Raw genomic sequence first — 15563 nt, forward strand, 5'->3', positions numbered from 1 at the left:
CTCGCGCGCCTGTTATCTCTGCTGTGACGATGGAACCGGCCTGCGGCCCCATGCGTTTCTACTATAGCGACGGCCCACGGGGATCATGTTGCGCTGATGCATCATATTGCTGCGCCGTGGACGCCGCCCCGCCAGCATTGTTGGGTGCAGCGCCGACCGCCCGGCCGATATCCTCGCGCAGCGCCACGAACTCCTTCTCGAAGTCGAGCGTGCGCCGCTGCGTGGACATCGCCATCATCACATGGCTGCCGCCGGCCTGGCGCGCGGCTTCCGGATCGTCGTCGCGGTGGTCGCGCACCCACACCCAGACGCGTCGTTCGCGAATGTAGAACATGGCGAACACGCCGAGCGTCAACAGCAGGCAGCCAAGATACACGATGTTTTTTCCCGGCGCACGGGTCATCTGGAACACGCTCGCCTTGACCTCGCGGAAGTCGTCGAGCTGCAGGAAGATCGGGGCCAGATAGAAGAAACTGTCTGATAACGCGTTGGTCGATTGCTGCAGGAATGCCGCACTCTGCGCGTCGTTCGGGATCGCCGGCAGCTTGGCCTGCTCGCGTGCCAGTTGCCACAACTCCCACATCGAACCGTTGAGAATCTTCAGCAGCACGTCGGCAGCCTTCTGCTGCTCGCCGGGCGGCACGGACTTTTCCAGGAATGCCGCAATCGCGGTGAAGCCGCCCGGCGGCGAATCGGCCGAGGGGCGGGTGGCGCCGGCGAACAGGTCCATCGCGCGCAGGGCACTCTCGGCAAGCTGGCCGCGCAGGGCTTCCTTGTCCGCGCCGGGCATCGACGCCTGCGCGAAGCGGCGGGCCGCCTCGCCACGCATCGCCTTGTCCTGCAGCGCGGCGCGCAGGCGCATCCAGTCGCCGAGGCCGCGCTGGTCGTCGGCCGGAATCCGCAGGTAGCGGAACTGCTCGCTCGGCGATTCCCGCATGCCGGCCAGGAATACCGTCTGGCCCTCCAACTGTACCGGCAGCATGTAATTGTTGAACTCGCGCGCCTGGCCGTTGCGGTCGCGCAGCTTGTACTGCACGGACGGGCCCACGTTGCGCAGGTTCTTGTCCTTGTCCAGGCTGGCGGCGGCGCCCAGATGCTGGTCCAGCACGCCGAGCGGCTTGCGGGCAACGCCGCGCACGTCGGCCTTGCCTGCACCGTCGGTTACCGTCTCGACATTGATCTGCCGGAAATCGCTGAACTCGACGGTCAGGCCCTCGACATCGGGACCGGTGCCCGACAGTTGCGCATTGCCGCCCACGGTGCCGGCGAGCTGGAAGGTGTCATGGCCGCTGCCGGCCATCGGGTAGCCGACGAACTTCAGCTGCGAACCGCCGTCCTCGAAACTCGACTGGTAGATGGCAATACCGTCGACGATCAGCGGTTCGTTGACCTTGATCGTGGCCTCGGTCTGCTTGCCGGTGGCGCGGTCCGTCACCACCACGTCGGACGCGAACAGCTTGGGCATGCCGGTGGAGTAGTAGTCGACCGTGAACTTCTTGAGCATGATCGTGAACGGCAGATCCTGCACCAGCGCGCCGTCGGCCACGTTCAGGATGGCCGTCGAGACCGTGGCGCCCTCGGGCACGAAAGCGTTGCCGCGGAAGCCCGGATTGCTTGCCGACAGCCGGTGCTTGGCCGGGATGTCACTGATGATCGCGTTGCCGCTGATCGGCGACTTGCCGCCGAACCACATCTGGGCGCGGATCAGCATGTCGCCATCGAGCAGGCCGCCGATGCAGATCACCACGATGGCCGTGTGCGCAAGGATGTAGCCCAGCTTGTTCGCCGCGCCCGCCTTGGCGGCCAGCAGCGTGGCGCCCTCGTGCTCTACCGGCTTGACGCGGAAGCCCCGGTTGCGCAGCAGCGCCGCCACGCGGCCCACCGCCTCGGCACGGCCGCGCGGCGCGTCATATTCCCCGCGATGATGAAACGCGCGCAGGCTGCGCTCGCGCACGTGATCCTTCCATGACCGCATCTCCACCAGCATCTTCGGCGCGTTGCGCGCGATGCACAGCGAGGTGGAAATCACCAGGAAAGCCAGAATCAGCAGGAACCACCACGAGCCGTACACCTTCTGCAGGGACAGCGTGTGGAACAGGTCAGCCCAGAACGGTCCGAACTGGTTGACGTAGTTCGGGTACGGCTCGTTCTGCTTGAGCACCGTGCCGATGACGCTGGCGATGGCAATCACCGTCAGCAGCGTGATGGCGAAGCGCATCGAGGACAGCAGCTCGACGGTATCGCGCAGCACGCGGTGGGAGGTCTTCAGGTGCAGGCCCGAAGTGGAGGGGGTCGACATGTGCGGTAATGCCCGAAATCCGTGTGGCGCGATGGTGCCGCGCCGGTGTGACGCCATATTGCAGCGCGAAAAATGAAAAAGGGTGGACATGCTTCGGCAAGCAGGCCACCCTCTTCGATTGTTGCCCGGCTCCCCGGTTCACCCCTATCCGGGAATGTCCGGGCCGCGCGCGAGTTACGACTTAACGGACGCCAGCGACGTAATCCGCCACCGCCTTGATCTCGGCGTCCGACATCCTGGCGGCAATCGTGCTCATGACCGAATTGTTCTTGCGGGTGCCCTGGCGGAATCCCACCAGTTGTGCTTCGGTGTACTCGGAATACTGGCCTCCGATACGCGGGTACTGCGCCGGAATCCCGGCGCCGGTCGGGCCATGGCAGCCGGCGCACGCCGGAATGCCCTTGGCGGCGATGCCCCCGCGATAGATCTTCTGGCCCTGCTCGATGGTTTCCTTGTTCTTCGCCGTGGCCGGCTTCAGTTGCTGCTTGGCCAGATAGGCGCCGATGTCGCGCATGTCCTGGTCCGTCAGTGCACTCGCGTAGAGTGACATGATCGGGTTGTCACGCGACTTGGCCTTGAAATCGACGAGTTGCTTGTGGGTGTAGTCGGCCATCTGGCCCGCCAGCTTCGGATTCACGGCGGCGCTGCTGTTGCCGGCCGTGCCGTGGCACGAGAAGCATGCGGGAACATTGCGATCGGGTACGCCTTGCGTGTAAAGCGTCTCGCCCTTGGCGGGATCGGCTTTCGCGGCGGCCTGCTCTGCGGCAGTTGCCAGCCCCGTCATTGCGCCCAGCGGAACAGCCAGCGCCATGACACCCAAAAGTTTCGCAATGCGGTTCATTAGTACACCTTGTCAGATTTGTTATGAACACCGTAATGCATGCCGGTCCCTACTGCGCTGCTTCTGTGCCATGTCTCTTGCGTGGCGGTGAGGAAACGCCTATATGAGCAAGAAGCCTGGTGACGCGGTTGCCGCAAGCCTTCAAACCGATCCGGATGACCCGGATTTGATCGGAAACAATATTCCGCGACCGATTTAAAGCATTGCCGATGACATCCGGCAAGAATGCCACACGTCACCCGCTCAGGAGACCGTAAACCGGGTTATTGTACAATAAATCGCTTTCCGGATTGACTTAGGTCATTCTCTGTGGCGACGTCGGCACTGACCTCTTGCCAGGCCCACATTTCGCCTATCTCACCGCACCCCGCATGTCCCTCCTACACCAGGCTCGTTTCTTCGATACCGTCAACCACCTGCGCGACCTGCCGGCCACGGCAGTGCCCGAGGTGGCCTTCGCCGGCCGCTCCAACGCCGGCAAGTCGACGGCGATCAACACGCTGTGCAACCAGAAGCGCCTGGCCTTTTCGTCGCGCACGCCGGGCCGCACGCAGCACATCAACTTCTTCACCGTGGCCCCGGTCAAGGCCGAGGATCCGCTCGGCTTCATCGTCGACCTGCCCGGCTACGGCTACGCGGAGGTTTCCGGCAGCGCCAAGTACCACTGGCAAGGGCTGCTGTCCGACTATGTCCAGACGCGCCAGCAACTGACGGGCCTGATCCTGATGATGGATGCGCGCCGGCCCTTCACGGATCTCGATTGCCAGATGGTCGAGTGGTTCCTGCCCACGGGCAAGCCGATCCACGTGCTCCTGACCAAGGCCGACAAGCTGACCCAGAGCGACAACGCCAACGCGCTGCGCGAAACGCGCCGCATCCTCGCCAGCTACGCGGCGCAGATGGACGAGCCGCCGTCACTGACCGCGCAGTTGTTCTCCAGCCTGAAGCGCCGCGGCATCGAGGACGCCCAGCGCGTGGTGGCCGGATGGCTGCAACTGCCCGAGGCCCAGCCGCCCGTGGCCGCGCCCTCCCCGGCAGCCCCGCAGGGCTGATCGCGTCACCGCCGTCCGCCGCACAAAAAAAAGCCCCGTTGCAAGCAACGGGGACAAACTTTCCCACCGGTTCAGGGCGGGTACCCGCTCAGGGAGGAGTAGCGGGGGACACCGCGCTGCGCGAAGCAACACAAGGTGTCCGCGAGTATGATAGCGGGCACGCACAAAAGTTCTTTTTTCTTTCGACGCTCTTTCGACGCTGTCTCCGGGTCACCGGCCGCGAGAGGTTTCGGTGACTTGCGCCACGCATTCGTCCGACGACTCACTCCCCTAGATTCAGCCATGTCCACCTTCCCCGAGTACCGCCCACGCCGCATGCGCCGCGACGATTTCTCGCGCCGCATGATGCGCGAAAACCGCCTGTCGCCTGACAATCTGATCTACCCGGTGTTCATCCTGGACGGACAGGGCAGGCGCGAGCCGGTGGCGTCGATGCCGGGCGTGGAACGGTTGTCCGTGGACCTGCTGATGCCCGTGGCCGAAGACTGCGTCCGGCTTGGTATCCCGGTCATCGCGCTGTTCCCGGTGATCGATCCGTCGCTGAAGACGCCCGATGGTATCGAGGCCACCAATGCCGACGGCCTGGTGCCGCGCGCGGTGCGGGCGCTCAAGGACCGCTTCCCCGAACTGGGCGTGCTGACCGACGTGGCGCTGGACCCGTACACGAGCCACGGCCAGGACGGCGTGCTCGACGAGAACGGCTACGTGATCAACGACATCACGGTGGACCTGCTGGTGCGCCAGGCGCTGACGCAGGCCGAAGCGGGCGTGGACATCGTGGCGCCGTCCGACATGATGGACGGCCGCATCGGCGCGGTTCGCGCGGCGCTCGAAGACGGCAATCACATCCATACCCGCATCATGGCCTACTCGGCCAAGTACGCGTCGGCGTTCTACGGCCCGTTCCGCGATGCGGTGGGCTCGGCGGCCAACCTGGGCAAGGGCAACAAGATGACCTACCAGATGGACCCGGCCAACACCGACGAAGCATTGCGCGAGGTGGGCCAGGACATCATGGAGGGTGCCGACATGGTCATGGTCAAGCCCGGCATGCCGTACCTCGACATCGTGCGCCGCGTGAAGGACGAGTTCCGCTACCCGACCTACGTCTACCAGGTCAGCGGCGAGTACGCGATGCTGAAGGCCGCCGCACAGAACGGCTGGCTCGATCACGACAAGGTCATGATGGAGTCGCTGCTCGCCTTCCGCCGTGCCGGCGCCGACGGCATCCTGACCTACTTCGCCCGCGACGCCGCGCGCCTGATGACCGCCTGACCGGCTCACCGACCGCCCCGCCTGCATGCAACTACTCGGCTTCTCGGCCAGCCAGGTTCATCCGCTGACCACGCTGGACGCGGCGCGCGACTTCCTCGCGGGCAATGCCGCCGCCCGGTTCGTCTGGGCGGACTTCGCCACCGACGAGGTTACCGCCGCGCCGGCCGCCTGGCGCGACAGCCTGGTGGCACTGACGGGCGCGCCGATCCTCGACCTGCATCTCTCCGACGCCACCAACGCCGCGCATCCGTCGTTCTTCGACACGACCAATGCCTACGACATGGTGATCTTCCGCAAGCTCACGTTTGAAACGAGCAAGCAGTTCGCGGAGGAAGAGGCGGAGCATGCCGGAGACGCGGCGGCGCAGGCTGCGCCACCCATGCCCGCCCCGGGCGCGCCGCCACTGGCGGCACCGGTACCCGGGCCGCGCAAGGCCTCGCGCAAGTACGCACCAGGTTTCCTGCCGGCGCTGGCGCGCATCGACACCCAGCCGGTGACGTTCTTCGTCTTCGACTCGGTACTGGTCACGGTGCGGCCGTCACCGTCGCGCACGGTCGACCAGGTCCGGCAGCGGCTGCTCGATACCTGCGGCGCGCCACGCGCGGCAGCACCGCGCGCCAATGGCTCGGTGGGCTCGCTGATGCACGGCGTGCGCCCGCCTACGCGGCCCGAGGACCTGATGCTGCGGTTGCTCAATGCGATGGTCGACCGCTACCTTGACCTGCGCGCCCCGCTCACGCGCCAGCTCGACCGCTGGCAGCGCGCGCTGCTCAGCACACGACGCAGCTTTTCGAGTTGGGAAGGGCTGCTCGACGCGCGCATCCAATTGCGCCGGCTCGAACATCTCAGTGAGGAGCAGCGCGACGCGCTGCAGGAATTCCGCGACAGCCTGCTCGACAACCGCTACAGCACCGAGGAAGGCGACAACCCGGCCGCCGCCAGCCGCGACGAAGTCCTGCTCGTGCGCCTGACCGACCTGATGGAGCACATCCTGCGGGTGCTGGCCCACGCCCGGCGGCTTGAGGATTCCATTGAATCGGCGGTGCAGATTCACTTTTCGGCGGTGGCGCACCGCACCAACCGCACCATGCGCGCGCTGACCGTCATCACGGCGCTGTTCATGCCGCTGACGCTGATCACCGGTGTGTTCGGGATGAACTTCACGCGCATGCCGTGGCTGCAGGAAACCAACGGCTTCTGGTGGACGATCGGCCTGATGGGCGGCGTGGTCGCCACCATCGGCGGGATCTGGGGGCTCGGCCGCTGGCTCGACCGCTAGGCGAGCGGCCGGCGGGGCGTCAGGTCTGCGACGCCTTGCCGAGGGCCCGTTCGAGGCTGTCCAGGAATCGGTTGGCCGACTGGTAGCCGATCACGCGTACCGGGCGTTCCCGGCCATCGGCGCCAAACAGGATGATCCCCGGCGGGCCGAACAGGCCGAAACGCTTCAGCAGCGCCTTGTCGTCGGCATTGTTTGCCGTGACATCGGCCTGCAGCAGCACCACATTGGCCAGTCGCGCGCGGACCTTCGGATCGGGAAACGTCAGCTTCTCCATTTCCTTGCAACTCACGCACCAGTCCGCGTAGAAATCGAGCAGTACCGGCCGCCCAGCCGCCGCTGCCTGTGCCACGCGTGCATTGAGTTCGGCCACGCTGCGGACCCGTTCAAAGTGCACCTCGCCCCGCGCCGCCTGACCTCCGGTCACGCGGGACAAGCCGCCGAAGTGCGACAGCGGCTGCAGCGGATCGCGTCCACCCGAGGCCACGCCCACGACCTGGATCGCGCCGGCCAGCGCCGCCACCAGGCCCAGGCCCTTGCCCAGCCGCAGCAGTCCGCGCGCATCGGGGCCAAGCGAGTCGAAGGCGCCCAGATAGACGGCCGCCACGATCAGCAACGCCGCCCACGCCAGCATCACGATCCACGACGGGAGCACCGGCGTCACCATCCAGATCGCCACGCCCAGCAGAAGAAATCCGAAGAAGCGCTTGGTGGCTTCCATCCACTTGCCGGCGCGCGGCAGCAGGTTGCCTGCGCCCACGCCCACCAGGATCAGCGGCACGCCCATGCCGAGCGCCATCGCCAGCAACGCCGCACCGCCGGTCACGGCATCGCCTGTCTGCGCGATATAGGCCAGCGCCCCCGCCAGCGGCGCCGTCACGCAGGGCCCGACGATCAGCGCGGAGATCGCACCCATCGCCACGGCACCGGCCACCTGGCCGCCCGGGCGCCGGTTCGAACTGGCCGCAAGCCCCGACTGCCAGCGCTGCGGCAATTGCAGCTCGTACAGCCCGAACATCGACAGCGACAGCGCCACCATCAGCAGCGCAAAGGCGCCGAGCACCCACGGGGTCTGGAGCGCAGCCGACAACCCTTCCCCAGCCAGCCCCGCCGCGACGCCAACGGCCGTATAGACCACGGCCATGCCAAGCACGTAGGCCAGGGACACCACGAACGCCCGGCCGCGCGTGACGTGCTCACCCACCACGATCGACGACAGGATCGGCACCATCGGCAAGACGCACGGCGTGAACGTCAGCAGCAATCCCAACCCGAAAAACAAGCCGGCGATCAGCGCAAGGTTACGCGTGGCGAGCGCCCCGGCGATCCGGTCGCCATCGTCGGCGGGCAGGCTGCGCGTGGCCGCCGGAGCCGCGTCCGCCTGGGCCGGCGGGGCCAGCGCGGCCACAGCGGCCTGCGGCGTGTCCGGCGTACCCGGCGTGGATTGCCGGGCGGCCCCACGCTCGCCGAACAGCTTGCCAAGCACCGATCCACCCACCTTGTACACGCTCTCCATCGGCGGATAGCACAGGCCCTTGTCCGCACAGCCCTGCGACGTCACCACGAGGCTCCACGCCCCATCCGCCGGCGCCTGCTCCACCGGCACGCGGATCACCACCGCGCCGCGGTAGGTCTCCATGTCCTTGCCGAACGTCTCGTCGAAATGCACCTTCCCCGGTGGCAGGGCGGCGGCACCCAGCTTCACATCCTGCGGCTGGGCCGCGAACGCGAAGCGTTCCCGGTACAGGTAGTAGCCGTTCGCCACATCGAAGCGGACTTCGATCGTCTTCGGGTCTATCTGGGTGGCCGAGAAGCGGAATGCCTTCTCGGGCGGCAGGAAGTCATCCTCGCTAGCGGCGCAAGCACTGCCGCATGCCAGGACGGTCAGCAGCGCGACCACGGCCAGCAGCATCCATGCGGCGATATGACGCATGCCGTGCCGTCCGAAAAACGCCCCGGCCAGCCCATCCGGCCTTGCGTTCGCCACCCCGATGCAGTTACCCGACATTCCCATCTTTCATTCCGGTCGATCTTCCACGGGCGTCGCCTTCGCGCCCGTTGTTTCCGTGCGAACCCAGTCCAGGTAGGCCGGCAGCCCGGCCACCAGCGGCCATGCCACCACCTCCGGCACATCGTATGGATGCGTGGCCCGGATGACGGCTTCCAGCGCCCCATATTGGCCCGCAGTGGTCTTTATCAGCAGCGGATACTCCATCGCCTGCTCCGGCTTCCCCTGCCACCAATACTCCGACTGGCAAGGCGCGAGCCGGTTCACGCACGCCGCAACGCGCGCCTCCAGCACGGCACGGGCGACTCGCGCCGCCGAGGCCTCGTCGGGCAAATTCGTCATCGCCATCCAGACCGATTCTGACCGGTCTGCCTGCAAGGCACCATGAGCGGATTCTGATTCTTCCATGACTGATGACATCCAAGCCGGGGCCCGTCAAAGCACGGGGAGCCGTAGAAAACAAAAGAGCCAGGCATCTGCCTGGCTCGATTGTAGTGCGGTGTCCGGATGCCCGTCAGCGTCGACAGGCATCGGCCATCACTTATTCCGCGGCTTCTTCAGCCGGGGCTTCGGTGATTTCCGGACGATCCACCAGCTCGACCAGCGCCATCGGCGCGTTGTCGCCCTGACGGAAGCCGAACTTCAGGATACGCGTGTAGCCGCCCGGACGAGCGTTGTAACGCGGGCCCAGTTCGTTGAACAGCTTGGTGACCATGTCGCGGTCGCGCAGACGGGCGAATGCCAGACGACGGTTGGCAACGGTGTCCTTCTTGGCCAGCGTGATGAGCGGCTCGACAACCTTGCGCAGTTCCTTGGCCTTGGGCAGGGTGGTCTTGATCAGCTCGTGCTGGAACAGCGAGTTGGACATGTTGCGCAGCATCGCGAGACGGTGCGACGAGGTGCGGTTCAGTTTCCGCAAACCATGACGGTGACGCATGATGATTCCTTTCGATTACAGTGTTTGACCAGCTCTTCTATCGCCGCTGCATACCCCTGGCAGCCACGGCGCGGGCCGGTAGTGCTTCGATGTCCCGGGCGGCATCGCCCGGAACGCGCTGACATGCGGAGCCGCCTCGCAGCCGCTCCGCACCGTCAATTACTTCTCCAGGCCTGCGGGCGGCCAGTTCTCGAGCTTCATGCCGAGGGTCAGGCCACGCGATGCCAGGACTTCCTTGATCTCGTTGAGCGACTTGCGACCCAGGTTCGGGGTCTTGAGCAGTTCGTTCTCGGTACGCTGGATCAGGTCGCCGATGTAGTAGATGTTTTCGGCCTTCAGGCAGTTGGCCGAACGCACCGTCAGCTCGAGGTCGTCCACCGGGCGCAGCAGGATCGGATCGATCTGCGGTGCGCGGCTCGACGCGGCCTCGGCAGCCGATTCCGTGCCTTCCAGCGCGGCGAACACCGACAGCTGGTCAACCAGGATACGGGCCGACTGGCGAATCGCTTCCTCGGGCGAGATCACGCCGTCGGTTTCGATGTTCATCACGAGCTTGTCCAGGTCGGTACGCTGCTCGACACGAGCCGATTCCACGGCGTACGACACGCGGCGCACCGGCGAGAACGAGGCGTCCAGCACGATGCGGCCGATGACCTTGCCGCTCTCGTCGCCAAACTTGCGCACGTTGCCCGGCACGTAGCCACGGCCTTGCTCGACCTTGATCTGCATGTCCAGCTTGCCGCCGGCCGACAGGTGAGCGATCACGTGGCCCGGGTTGATGATCTCGACGTCGTGCGGCAGCTCGATATCGGCCGCCGTGACCACGCCTTCGCCATCCTTGCGCAGCGACACCGTGACTTCGTCGCGGTTGTGCAGCTTGAACACCACGCCCTTCAGGTTGAGCAGCAGGTTGACGACGTCTTCCTGCACGCCGTCGATGGTGGAATACTCGTGGACCACCCCAGCGATCGTGACCTCAGTCGGGGCATAGCCGACCATCGACGACAGCAGGACGCGACGCAGGGCGTTACCGAGCGTATGCCCATAACCGCGCTCGAATGGCTCCATCACGACTTTGGCGTGGTGGTCGCCCAGCGGTTCGACGGCGATGATTTTAGGTTTGAGGAGTGCTGTTTGCATTAGGTTGTCCTTTTCAATACCCTCGGCTCGTTACACCGATAAGGCTGACGTTTGGAACCTGAGAAAACCCATCGCATGATGGGCAATAAGCCCGACGCGCCACACGGCACGTCGGGCTGGAAGCGAAGCCTTGTACGAAAGGCAAGCGCTGAACCGTCCGAATCCCGGTCCGCGATTAACGCGAATACAGTTCGACGATCAGGCTTTCGTTGATATCGCCCGAGATATCGGCGCGATCCGGAGCTTGCTTGAACGTGCCTTCGAACTTCTTGGCATCCACGTTCAGCCAGGTCGGGAAGCCCGACTGTTCGGCCAGCGAGAGGGCCTCGGCGATACGGACCTGCTTCTTCGATTGCTCGCGGATCGACACGATGTCGCCCGACTTGATCTGTGCCGACGGCACGTTCAGCGTCTGGCCGTTCACCAGGATCGCCTTGTGCGACACCAGCTGGCGCGCTTCGGCGCGCGTCGAGCCGAAGCCCATGCGGTAGACGACGTTGTCCAGGCGCGATTCCAGCAGTTGCAGCAGGTTTTCACCCGTGTTGCCCTTGCGGCGGTCGGCCTCGGCGAAGTAGCGGCGGAATTGACGCTCCAGCACGCCGTACATGCGCTTGACCTTCTGCTTTTCGCGCAGCTGGTTGCCGTAGTCCGACGTACGGGCGCCCGACGTGCGGCCATGCTGGCCCGGCTTGCTGTCCAGCTTGCACTTGTCGGCCAGCGAGCGGCGTGCGCTCTTCAGGAACAGATCTGTGCCTTCGCGGCGGGAAAGTTTGGCCTTCGGGCCGGTATAACGTGCCACTTTATCTTCCTTTGATCGATCGCGACGCCATCAGGACGCGCCGCGAGTCCGTCACCTGTGTGTGACGGACGGTGGGCTTATGGTTCTTCATCCGCCGGCTGGGCCGCACGGAGGCAACGCAAAAGCATGACGATATCGCCCTCGCGGAGGCCAGGCCTCCATTGCGCGGACGCAAAACGAAAACCTGCCGCAAGCAGCTTGCAGCAGGTCAACGCGGGATACTACCACAGTCCCGGGAGTCAGGGAATTACCCCTGACGGCTTCCCGGGCAAGCCTGGCGCTTAGATACGGCGGCGCTTCGGCGGACGGCAGCCGTTGTGCGGAACCGGCGTGACGTCTTCGATGATGGCGATCTTGATGCCCAGCGCGTTCAGCGCGCGGACAGCCGACTCGCGGCCCGGACCCGGACCCTTGATGCGCACTTCCAGGTTCTTGATACCCTGGTCTTGCGCCACGCGACCGGCGTTTTCTGCTGCGACCTGGGCTGCGAACGGGGTCGACTTGCGCGAACCCTTGAAGCCCTGGCCACCGGCAGTTGCCCACGACAGAGCGTTGCCCTGGCGATCGGTGATCGTGATGATGGTGTTGTTGAACGAAGCGTGGACGTGCGCAATGCCGTCGGCAACGTTCTTCTTGACCTTCTTACGCGCGCGCTGGGCGGCGTTATTCGGACCTTTTGCCATTCGATTCTTCCTATGCCTTCGGCTTTACTTCTTCAGTGCCACGCCGGCCTTGCGCGGACCCTTGCGAGTACGAGCATTGGTGCGGGTACGCTGACCGCGCATCGGCAGACCCTTGCGGTGACGCATGCCACGATAGCAACCAAGGTCCATCAGACGCTTGATGTTCATCGTGGTTTCACGACGCAGGTCACCCTCGACCGTGACCTTGCCCACTTCGTCGCGAAGCTTTTCCAGGTCGGCGTCGGTCAGATCCTTGACCTTCTTGTCAAACGGTACACCGGTAGCCTCGCAAATCTTGCGGGCGCGCGAGCGGCCGACACCGTAAATGGCCGTCAGGCCGATTTCGGTATGCTTGTGGTTCGGGATGTTAACCCCTGCGATACGTGCCATTCGTCAATCCTCTTTCCGATTAGCCTTGGCGTTGCTTGTGGCGGGGATCCGACGAGCAGATCACGCGCACGACACCGTTGCGCTTGATGATTTTGCAGTTGCGGCAAATGCGCTTCACAGAAGCCAGCACTTTCATGATTTTTCCTCTTCCTTCAATTCCTGTTCGCTTCACTTCGTCCGTGGACGGCAGGTGCGCGTGACAGATCATATGGAGTCAGCCTAACCGCCACCACGCCGAAAACGCAGTGACGTCGTCTTTTGCCATACCTGGTGCCCAACTCCGGCTTGTTCAGCGCAGGGTCAGGTTACCCTTGAAATTCGCCTTCTTCAGCAGCGACTCGTATTGCTGCGACATGACATAGGACTGAACCTGGGTCATGAAGTCCATCGTCACGACAACGATGATCAGCAGCGAGGTTCCGCCGAAATAGAACGGAACGTTCCAGCGCAGCACCAGGAATTCCGGCAACAGGCAGACCAGTGTGATGTAAATCGCACCAGCCAGCGTCAGGCGCACCAGGATCTTGTCGATATAGCGCGTCGTTTGCTCGCCCGGACGGATGCCCGGAATGAAGGCTCCACTCTTCTTCAGGTTATCTGCCACTTCCCGGCTGTTATAGACCAGGGCCGTATAGAAGAAGCAGAAGAATACAATCGCAGCCGCGTACAGCAGGATGTAGACCGGCTGGCCGGGCGACAGCGTTGCAGCGAGGTCCTTGATGACCCGCCCAACCGAACCTGTCGAATCCGACGTGAACCAGCCCGCAATCGTCGCCGGGAACAGGATGATCGACGATGCGAAGATCGGCGGAATCACCCCTGCCATGTTCAGCTTCAGCGGCAGGTGCGACGACTGACCGCCGTACACCTTGTTGCCGACCTGACGCTTGGCATAGTTCACCAGGATCTTGCGCTGGCCCCGCTCGACGAACACCACGGCGAAGGTCACCCCGATCACGATCGCGACGATGAAGATTGCCGCGATGATGCTCATGGAACCCGTGCGGACCAGTTCGAACAGTCCGCCGATCGCGTTGGGCAGACCCGCCGCGATACCACCGAAGATGATGATCGAGATGCCGTTACCCAGACCCCGCTCGGTGATCTGCTCACCCAGCCACATCAGGAACATCGTGCCGGTCACCAGCGTGATCACCGCCGTCGCCCGGAACATCAGGCCCGGATCGATGACCAGACCCGGCTGAGACTCCAGCGCCACCGCAATCGACAACGCCTGGAACGTGGCCAGAACCACGGTTCCGTAGCGCGTGTACTGCGTGATCTTGCGTTGCCCTGCCTGCCCTTCCTTCTTCAGCGCCTCCAGCTGCGGCAGCACGATCGTCAGCAACTGCATGATGATCGACGCCGAGATGTACGGCATGATGCCGAGCGCGAAGACGGTAAAGCGCGACAGCGCACCGCCCGAGAACAGGTTGAACATCCCGAGGATGCCACCCGACTGACTCTGGAAAAGCTTCGCAAGCTGGTCCGGATCGATCCCCGGCACCGGAATATGCGCACCGATGCGGTAGACGATCAGAGCCAGCACCAGGAACATCAGCCGGCGCTTGAGATCGCCGTACTTCGCCGTATTCCTGGTCTGCGCGCTTGCATTGGGTTTCGCCGTGGCCAAACGATGCTCCGACTGTGACTTCGCCTATGCTGCGAATGCTTTGCGTAAATTACGCTTCGATCTGGCCGCCCGCGGCTTCGATCGCAGCCTTGGCGCCAGCAGTGGCACCCAGACCCTTGATCGTTACCTTGCGCGTCAGTTCGCCGGCCTTGATGACCTTTGCGCTCTTGACCATGTCGCTAACCAGGCCAGCTTGCTTCAGGACCAGCAGGTCCACTTCGGCAGCTTCCAGGCGCTCGATGTCGCGCAGGGTCACTTCGGCGTTGAAGGCCTTGGTCAGCGAGGTGAAACCACGCTTCGGCAGACGACGATACAGCGGCATTTGACCGCCTTCGAAGCCCACCTTGTGGAAGCCGCCCGAACGCGACTTCTGACCCTTGTGACCGCGACCGGCAGTCTTGCCCAGGCCGGAGCCGATACCGCGGCCGACGCGACGCTTGGCGTGCTTCGAACCGTCGGCCGGTTTCAGGTTGTTCAGTTGCATGTTGCTCTCCGAGTCCCGATCAGGCCAGAACCTTCACCAGGTACGAGACCTTGTTGATCATGCCGCGCACGGCGGGCGTGTCCTGCAGCTCCGAAACGGAGTTCAGGCGACGCAGGCCCAGGCCACGTACGGTGGCGCGATGATCCTCGCGCGTGCCGATGAGGCTGCGCACGAGTTGCACTTTTACGGTTTTCTGCGACATTTCGTTCACCTTAGCCGAGGATGTCTTCAACCGACTTGCCACGCTTGGCGGCGATTTCGCCCGGCGTGCTCATCTTTTGCAGACCATCGAGGGTGGCACGAACCATGTTGTAAGGGTTCGTCGAACCGTGCGACTTGGTCACCACGTTCGTCACACCCATTACTTCGAAGATCGCGCGCATCGGGCCGCCGGCGATCACGCCGGTACCTTCCTTGGCGGGCATCATCAGCACCTTGGCGGCGCCATGCTTGCCAACGACTTCGTGCTGCAGCGTGCCGTTCTTCAGCGAGACCTTGACCATCTTGCGACGGGCTTCGTCCATTGCCTTCTGCACGGCCACCGGAACTTCCTTGGCCTTGCCCTTGCCCATGCCGATGCGGCCATCGCCGTCACCAACCACGGTCAGCGCAGCGAAACCGAGGATACGGCCACCCTTCACCACCTTGGTGACACGGTTGACCGAGATCATCTTCTCGCGGAGGCCGTCGTCGCGTTCGTCCTGCTGGACTTTTGCTTGCATCTTTGCCATGACGTATCTCTCTTA

At 64.3% G+C, this 15563-nt stretch carries 17 protein-coding genes; 3 read left to right on the forward strand and 14 right to left on the reverse strand.

Going from position 1 to position 15563, the window contains the following annotated elements; translation table 11 throughout:
- Nucleotides 1-61 precede the first annotated feature (61 nt).
- Nucleotides 62-2299 carry a cytochrome c biogenesis protein ResB gene (locus EV147_RS20900; protein ID WP_130393136.1) on the reverse strand — a complete coding sequence of 746 codons (2238 nt, stop codon included), beginning with the start codon at nucleotides 2297-2299 and terminating at the stop codon, nucleotides 62-64.
- A 181-nt stretch (nucleotides 2300-2480) separates the two neighbouring features.
- Nucleotides 2481-3140: a c-type cytochrome gene (locus EV147_RS20905; protein ID WP_130393137.1), complete on the reverse strand. Its 660-nt coding sequence runs from the start codon at nucleotides 3138-3140 to the stop codon at nucleotides 2481-2483.
- A 371-nt stretch (nucleotides 3141-3511) separates the two neighbouring features.
- On the opposite strand from EV147_RS20905, the gene yihA reads away from it, so the two are divergent.
- The 3 genes from yihA (at nucleotide 3512) to EV147_RS20920 (ending at nucleotide 6746) form a co-directional block, all read left to right on the forward strand.
- Nucleotides 3512-4192 (forward strand): ribosome biogenesis GTP-binding protein YihA/YsxC, encoded by a 681-nt coding sequence (gene yihA, locus EV147_RS20910; protein WP_130393138.1) that lies wholly within the window; start codon nucleotides 3512-3514, stop codon nucleotides 4190-4192.
- A 282-nt stretch (nucleotides 4193-4474) separates the two neighbouring features.
- Nucleotides 4475-5467 carry a porphobilinogen synthase gene (hemB, locus tag EV147_RS20915; protein ID WP_130393139.1) on the forward strand — a complete coding sequence of 331 codons (993 nt, stop codon included), beginning with the start codon at nucleotides 4475-4477 and terminating at the stop codon, nucleotides 5465-5467.
- A 25-nt stretch (nucleotides 5468-5492) separates the two neighbouring features.
- Entirely contained in the window at nucleotides 5493-6746 is a 1254-nt protein-coding gene (locus tag EV147_RS20920; RefSeq protein WP_130393140.1) for a magnesium transporter CorA family protein, read from the forward strand.
- A gap of 19 nt (nucleotides 6747-6765) precedes the next feature.
- Here the strand turns inward: EV147_RS20920 and dsbD are convergent, their stop codons facing one another.
- The 12 genes from dsbD to rpsE form a co-directional block, all read right to left on the reverse strand.
- The gene (gene dsbD / locus EV147_RS20925; RefSeq protein ID WP_235844885.1) at nucleotides 6766-8676 is read right to left on the reverse strand and encodes a protein-disulfide reductase DsbD; all 1911 of its coding nucleotides are present in this window, start codon (nucleotides 8674-8676) and stop codon (nucleotides 6766-6768) included.
- A gap of 84 nt (nucleotides 8677-8760) precedes the next feature.
- Nucleotides 8761-9159, reverse strand: coding sequence for a divalent-cation tolerance protein CutA (gene cutA, locus EV147_RS20930; RefSeq protein ID WP_130393141.1), 399 nt, complete (start codon nucleotides 9157-9159; stop codon nucleotides 8761-8763).
- Nucleotides 9160-9292: 133 nt separating this feature from the next.
- Complete coding sequence (rplQ, locus tag EV147_RS20935; protein WP_130393142.1) at nucleotides 9293-9688, reverse strand: 50S ribosomal protein L17; 396 nt, start codon at nucleotides 9686-9688, stop codon at nucleotides 9293-9295.
- A 159-nt stretch (nucleotides 9689-9847) separates the two neighbouring features.
- The gene (locus EV147_RS20940) at nucleotides 9848-10828 is read right to left on the reverse strand and encodes a DNA-directed RNA polymerase subunit alpha (RefSeq protein ID WP_066731234.1); all 981 of its coding nucleotides are present in this window, start codon (nucleotides 10826-10828) and stop codon (nucleotides 9848-9850) included.
- 175 nt (nucleotides 10829-11003) lie between these two features.
- Complete coding sequence (gene rpsD / locus EV147_RS20945; RefSeq protein WP_130393143.1) at nucleotides 11004-11627, reverse strand: 30S ribosomal protein S4; 624 nt, start codon at nucleotides 11625-11627, stop codon at nucleotides 11004-11006.
- A 281-nt stretch (nucleotides 11628-11908) separates the two neighbouring features.
- Nucleotides 11909-12310, reverse strand: coding sequence for a 30S ribosomal protein S11 (gene rpsK, locus EV147_RS20950; protein ID WP_130393144.1), 402 nt, complete (start codon nucleotides 12308-12310; stop codon nucleotides 11909-11911).
- Nucleotides 12311-12334: 24 nt separating this feature from the next.
- Entirely contained in the window at nucleotides 12335-12700 is a 366-nt protein-coding gene (gene rpsM / locus EV147_RS20955) for a 30S ribosomal protein S13 (protein ID WP_010812377.1), read from the reverse strand.
- Between the two features lie 19 nt (nucleotides 12701-12719).
- The gene (rpmJ, locus tag EV147_RS20960; RefSeq protein ID WP_008642959.1) at nucleotides 12720-12836 is read right to left on the reverse strand and encodes a 50S ribosomal protein L36; all 117 of its coding nucleotides are present in this window, start codon (nucleotides 12834-12836) and stop codon (nucleotides 12720-12722) included.
- A 153-nt stretch (nucleotides 12837-12989) separates the two neighbouring features.
- The gene (gene secY / locus EV147_RS20965; protein ID WP_130393145.1) at nucleotides 12990-14333 is read right to left on the reverse strand and encodes a preprotein translocase subunit SecY; all 1344 of its coding nucleotides are present in this window, start codon (nucleotides 14331-14333) and stop codon (nucleotides 12990-12992) included.
- Between the two features lie 49 nt (nucleotides 14334-14382).
- Entirely contained in the window at nucleotides 14383-14817 is a 435-nt protein-coding gene (rplO, locus tag EV147_RS20970) for a 50S ribosomal protein L15 (protein ID WP_130393146.1), read from the reverse strand.
- Between the two features lie 19 nt (nucleotides 14818-14836).
- Nucleotides 14837-15019: a 50S ribosomal protein L30 gene (rpmD, locus tag EV147_RS20975; RefSeq protein ID WP_008642953.1), complete on the reverse strand. Its 183-nt coding sequence runs from the start codon at nucleotides 15017-15019 to the stop codon at nucleotides 14837-14839.
- A gap of 10 nt (nucleotides 15020-15029) precedes the next feature.
- Nucleotides 15030-15548 carry a 30S ribosomal protein S5 gene (gene rpsE, locus EV147_RS20980; RefSeq protein WP_006160449.1) on the reverse strand — a complete coding sequence of 173 codons (519 nt, stop codon included), beginning with the start codon at nucleotides 15546-15548 and terminating at the stop codon, nucleotides 15030-15032.
- Nucleotides 15549-15563: the final 15 nt, after the last annotated feature.

Origin of the sequence: Cupriavidus agavae, from assembly GCF_004217045.1 — a bacterium.
Lineage (GTDB): Bacteria > Pseudomonadota > Gammaproteobacteria > Burkholderiales > Burkholderiaceae > Cupriavidus > Cupriavidus agavae.

Coding starts and splice junctions, on each gene's coding strand:
- rpmJ (WP_008642959.1), bottom strand. CDS start 12,836: ATGAAAGTGCTGGCTTCTGTGAAGCGCATTTGCCGCAACTGCAAAATC.
- rpsM (WP_010812377.1), bottom strand. CDS start 12,700: ATGGCACGTATCGCAGGGGTTAACATCCCGAACCACAAGCATACCGAA.
- rpmD (WP_008642953.1), bottom strand. CDS start 15,019: ATGTCGCAGAAAACCGTAAAAGTGCAACTCGTGCGCAGCCTCATCGGC.
- EV147_RS20940 (WP_066731234.1), bottom strand. CDS start 10,828: ATGCAAACAGCACTCCTCAAACCTAAAATCATCGCCGTCGAACCGCTG.
- EV147_RS20905 (WP_130393137.1), bottom strand. CDS start 3,140: ATGAACCGCATTGCGAAACTTTTGGGTGTCATGGCGCTGGCTGTTCCG.
- rpsE (WP_006160449.1), bottom strand. CDS start 15,548: ATGGCAAAGATGCAAGCAAAAGTCCAGCAGGACGAACGCGACGACGGC.
- hemB (WP_130393139.1), top strand. CDS start 4,475: ATGTCCACCTTCCCCGAGTACCGCCCACGCCGCATGCGCCGCGACGAT.
- yihA (WP_130393138.1), top strand. CDS start 3,512: ATGTCCCTCCTACACCAGGCTCGTTTCTTCGATACCGTCAACCACCTG.
- rplQ (WP_130393142.1), bottom strand. CDS start 9,688: ATGCGTCACCGTCATGGTTTGCGGAAACTGAACCGCACCTCGTCGCAC.
- rplO (WP_130393146.1), bottom strand. CDS start 14,817: ATGCAACTGAACAACCTGAAACCGGCCGACGGTTCGAAGCACGCCAAG.
- rpsK (WP_130393144.1), bottom strand. CDS start 12,310: ATGGCAAAAGGTCCGAATAACGCCGCCCAGCGCGCGCGTAAGAAGGTC.
- cutA (WP_130393141.1), bottom strand. CDS start 9,159: ATGGAAGAATCAGAATCCGCTCATGGTGCCTTGCAGGCAGACCGGTCA.
- dsbD (WP_235844885.1), bottom strand. CDS start 8,676: ATGCGTCATATCGCCGCATGGATGCTGCTGGCCGTGGTCGCGCTGCTG.
- EV147_RS20920 (WP_130393140.1), top strand. CDS start 5,493: ATGCAACTACTCGGCTTCTCGGCCAGCCAGGTTCATCCGCTGACCACG.
- EV147_RS20900 (WP_130393136.1), bottom strand. CDS start 2,299: ATGTCGACCCCCTCCACTTCGGGCCTGCACCTGAAGACCTCCCACCGC.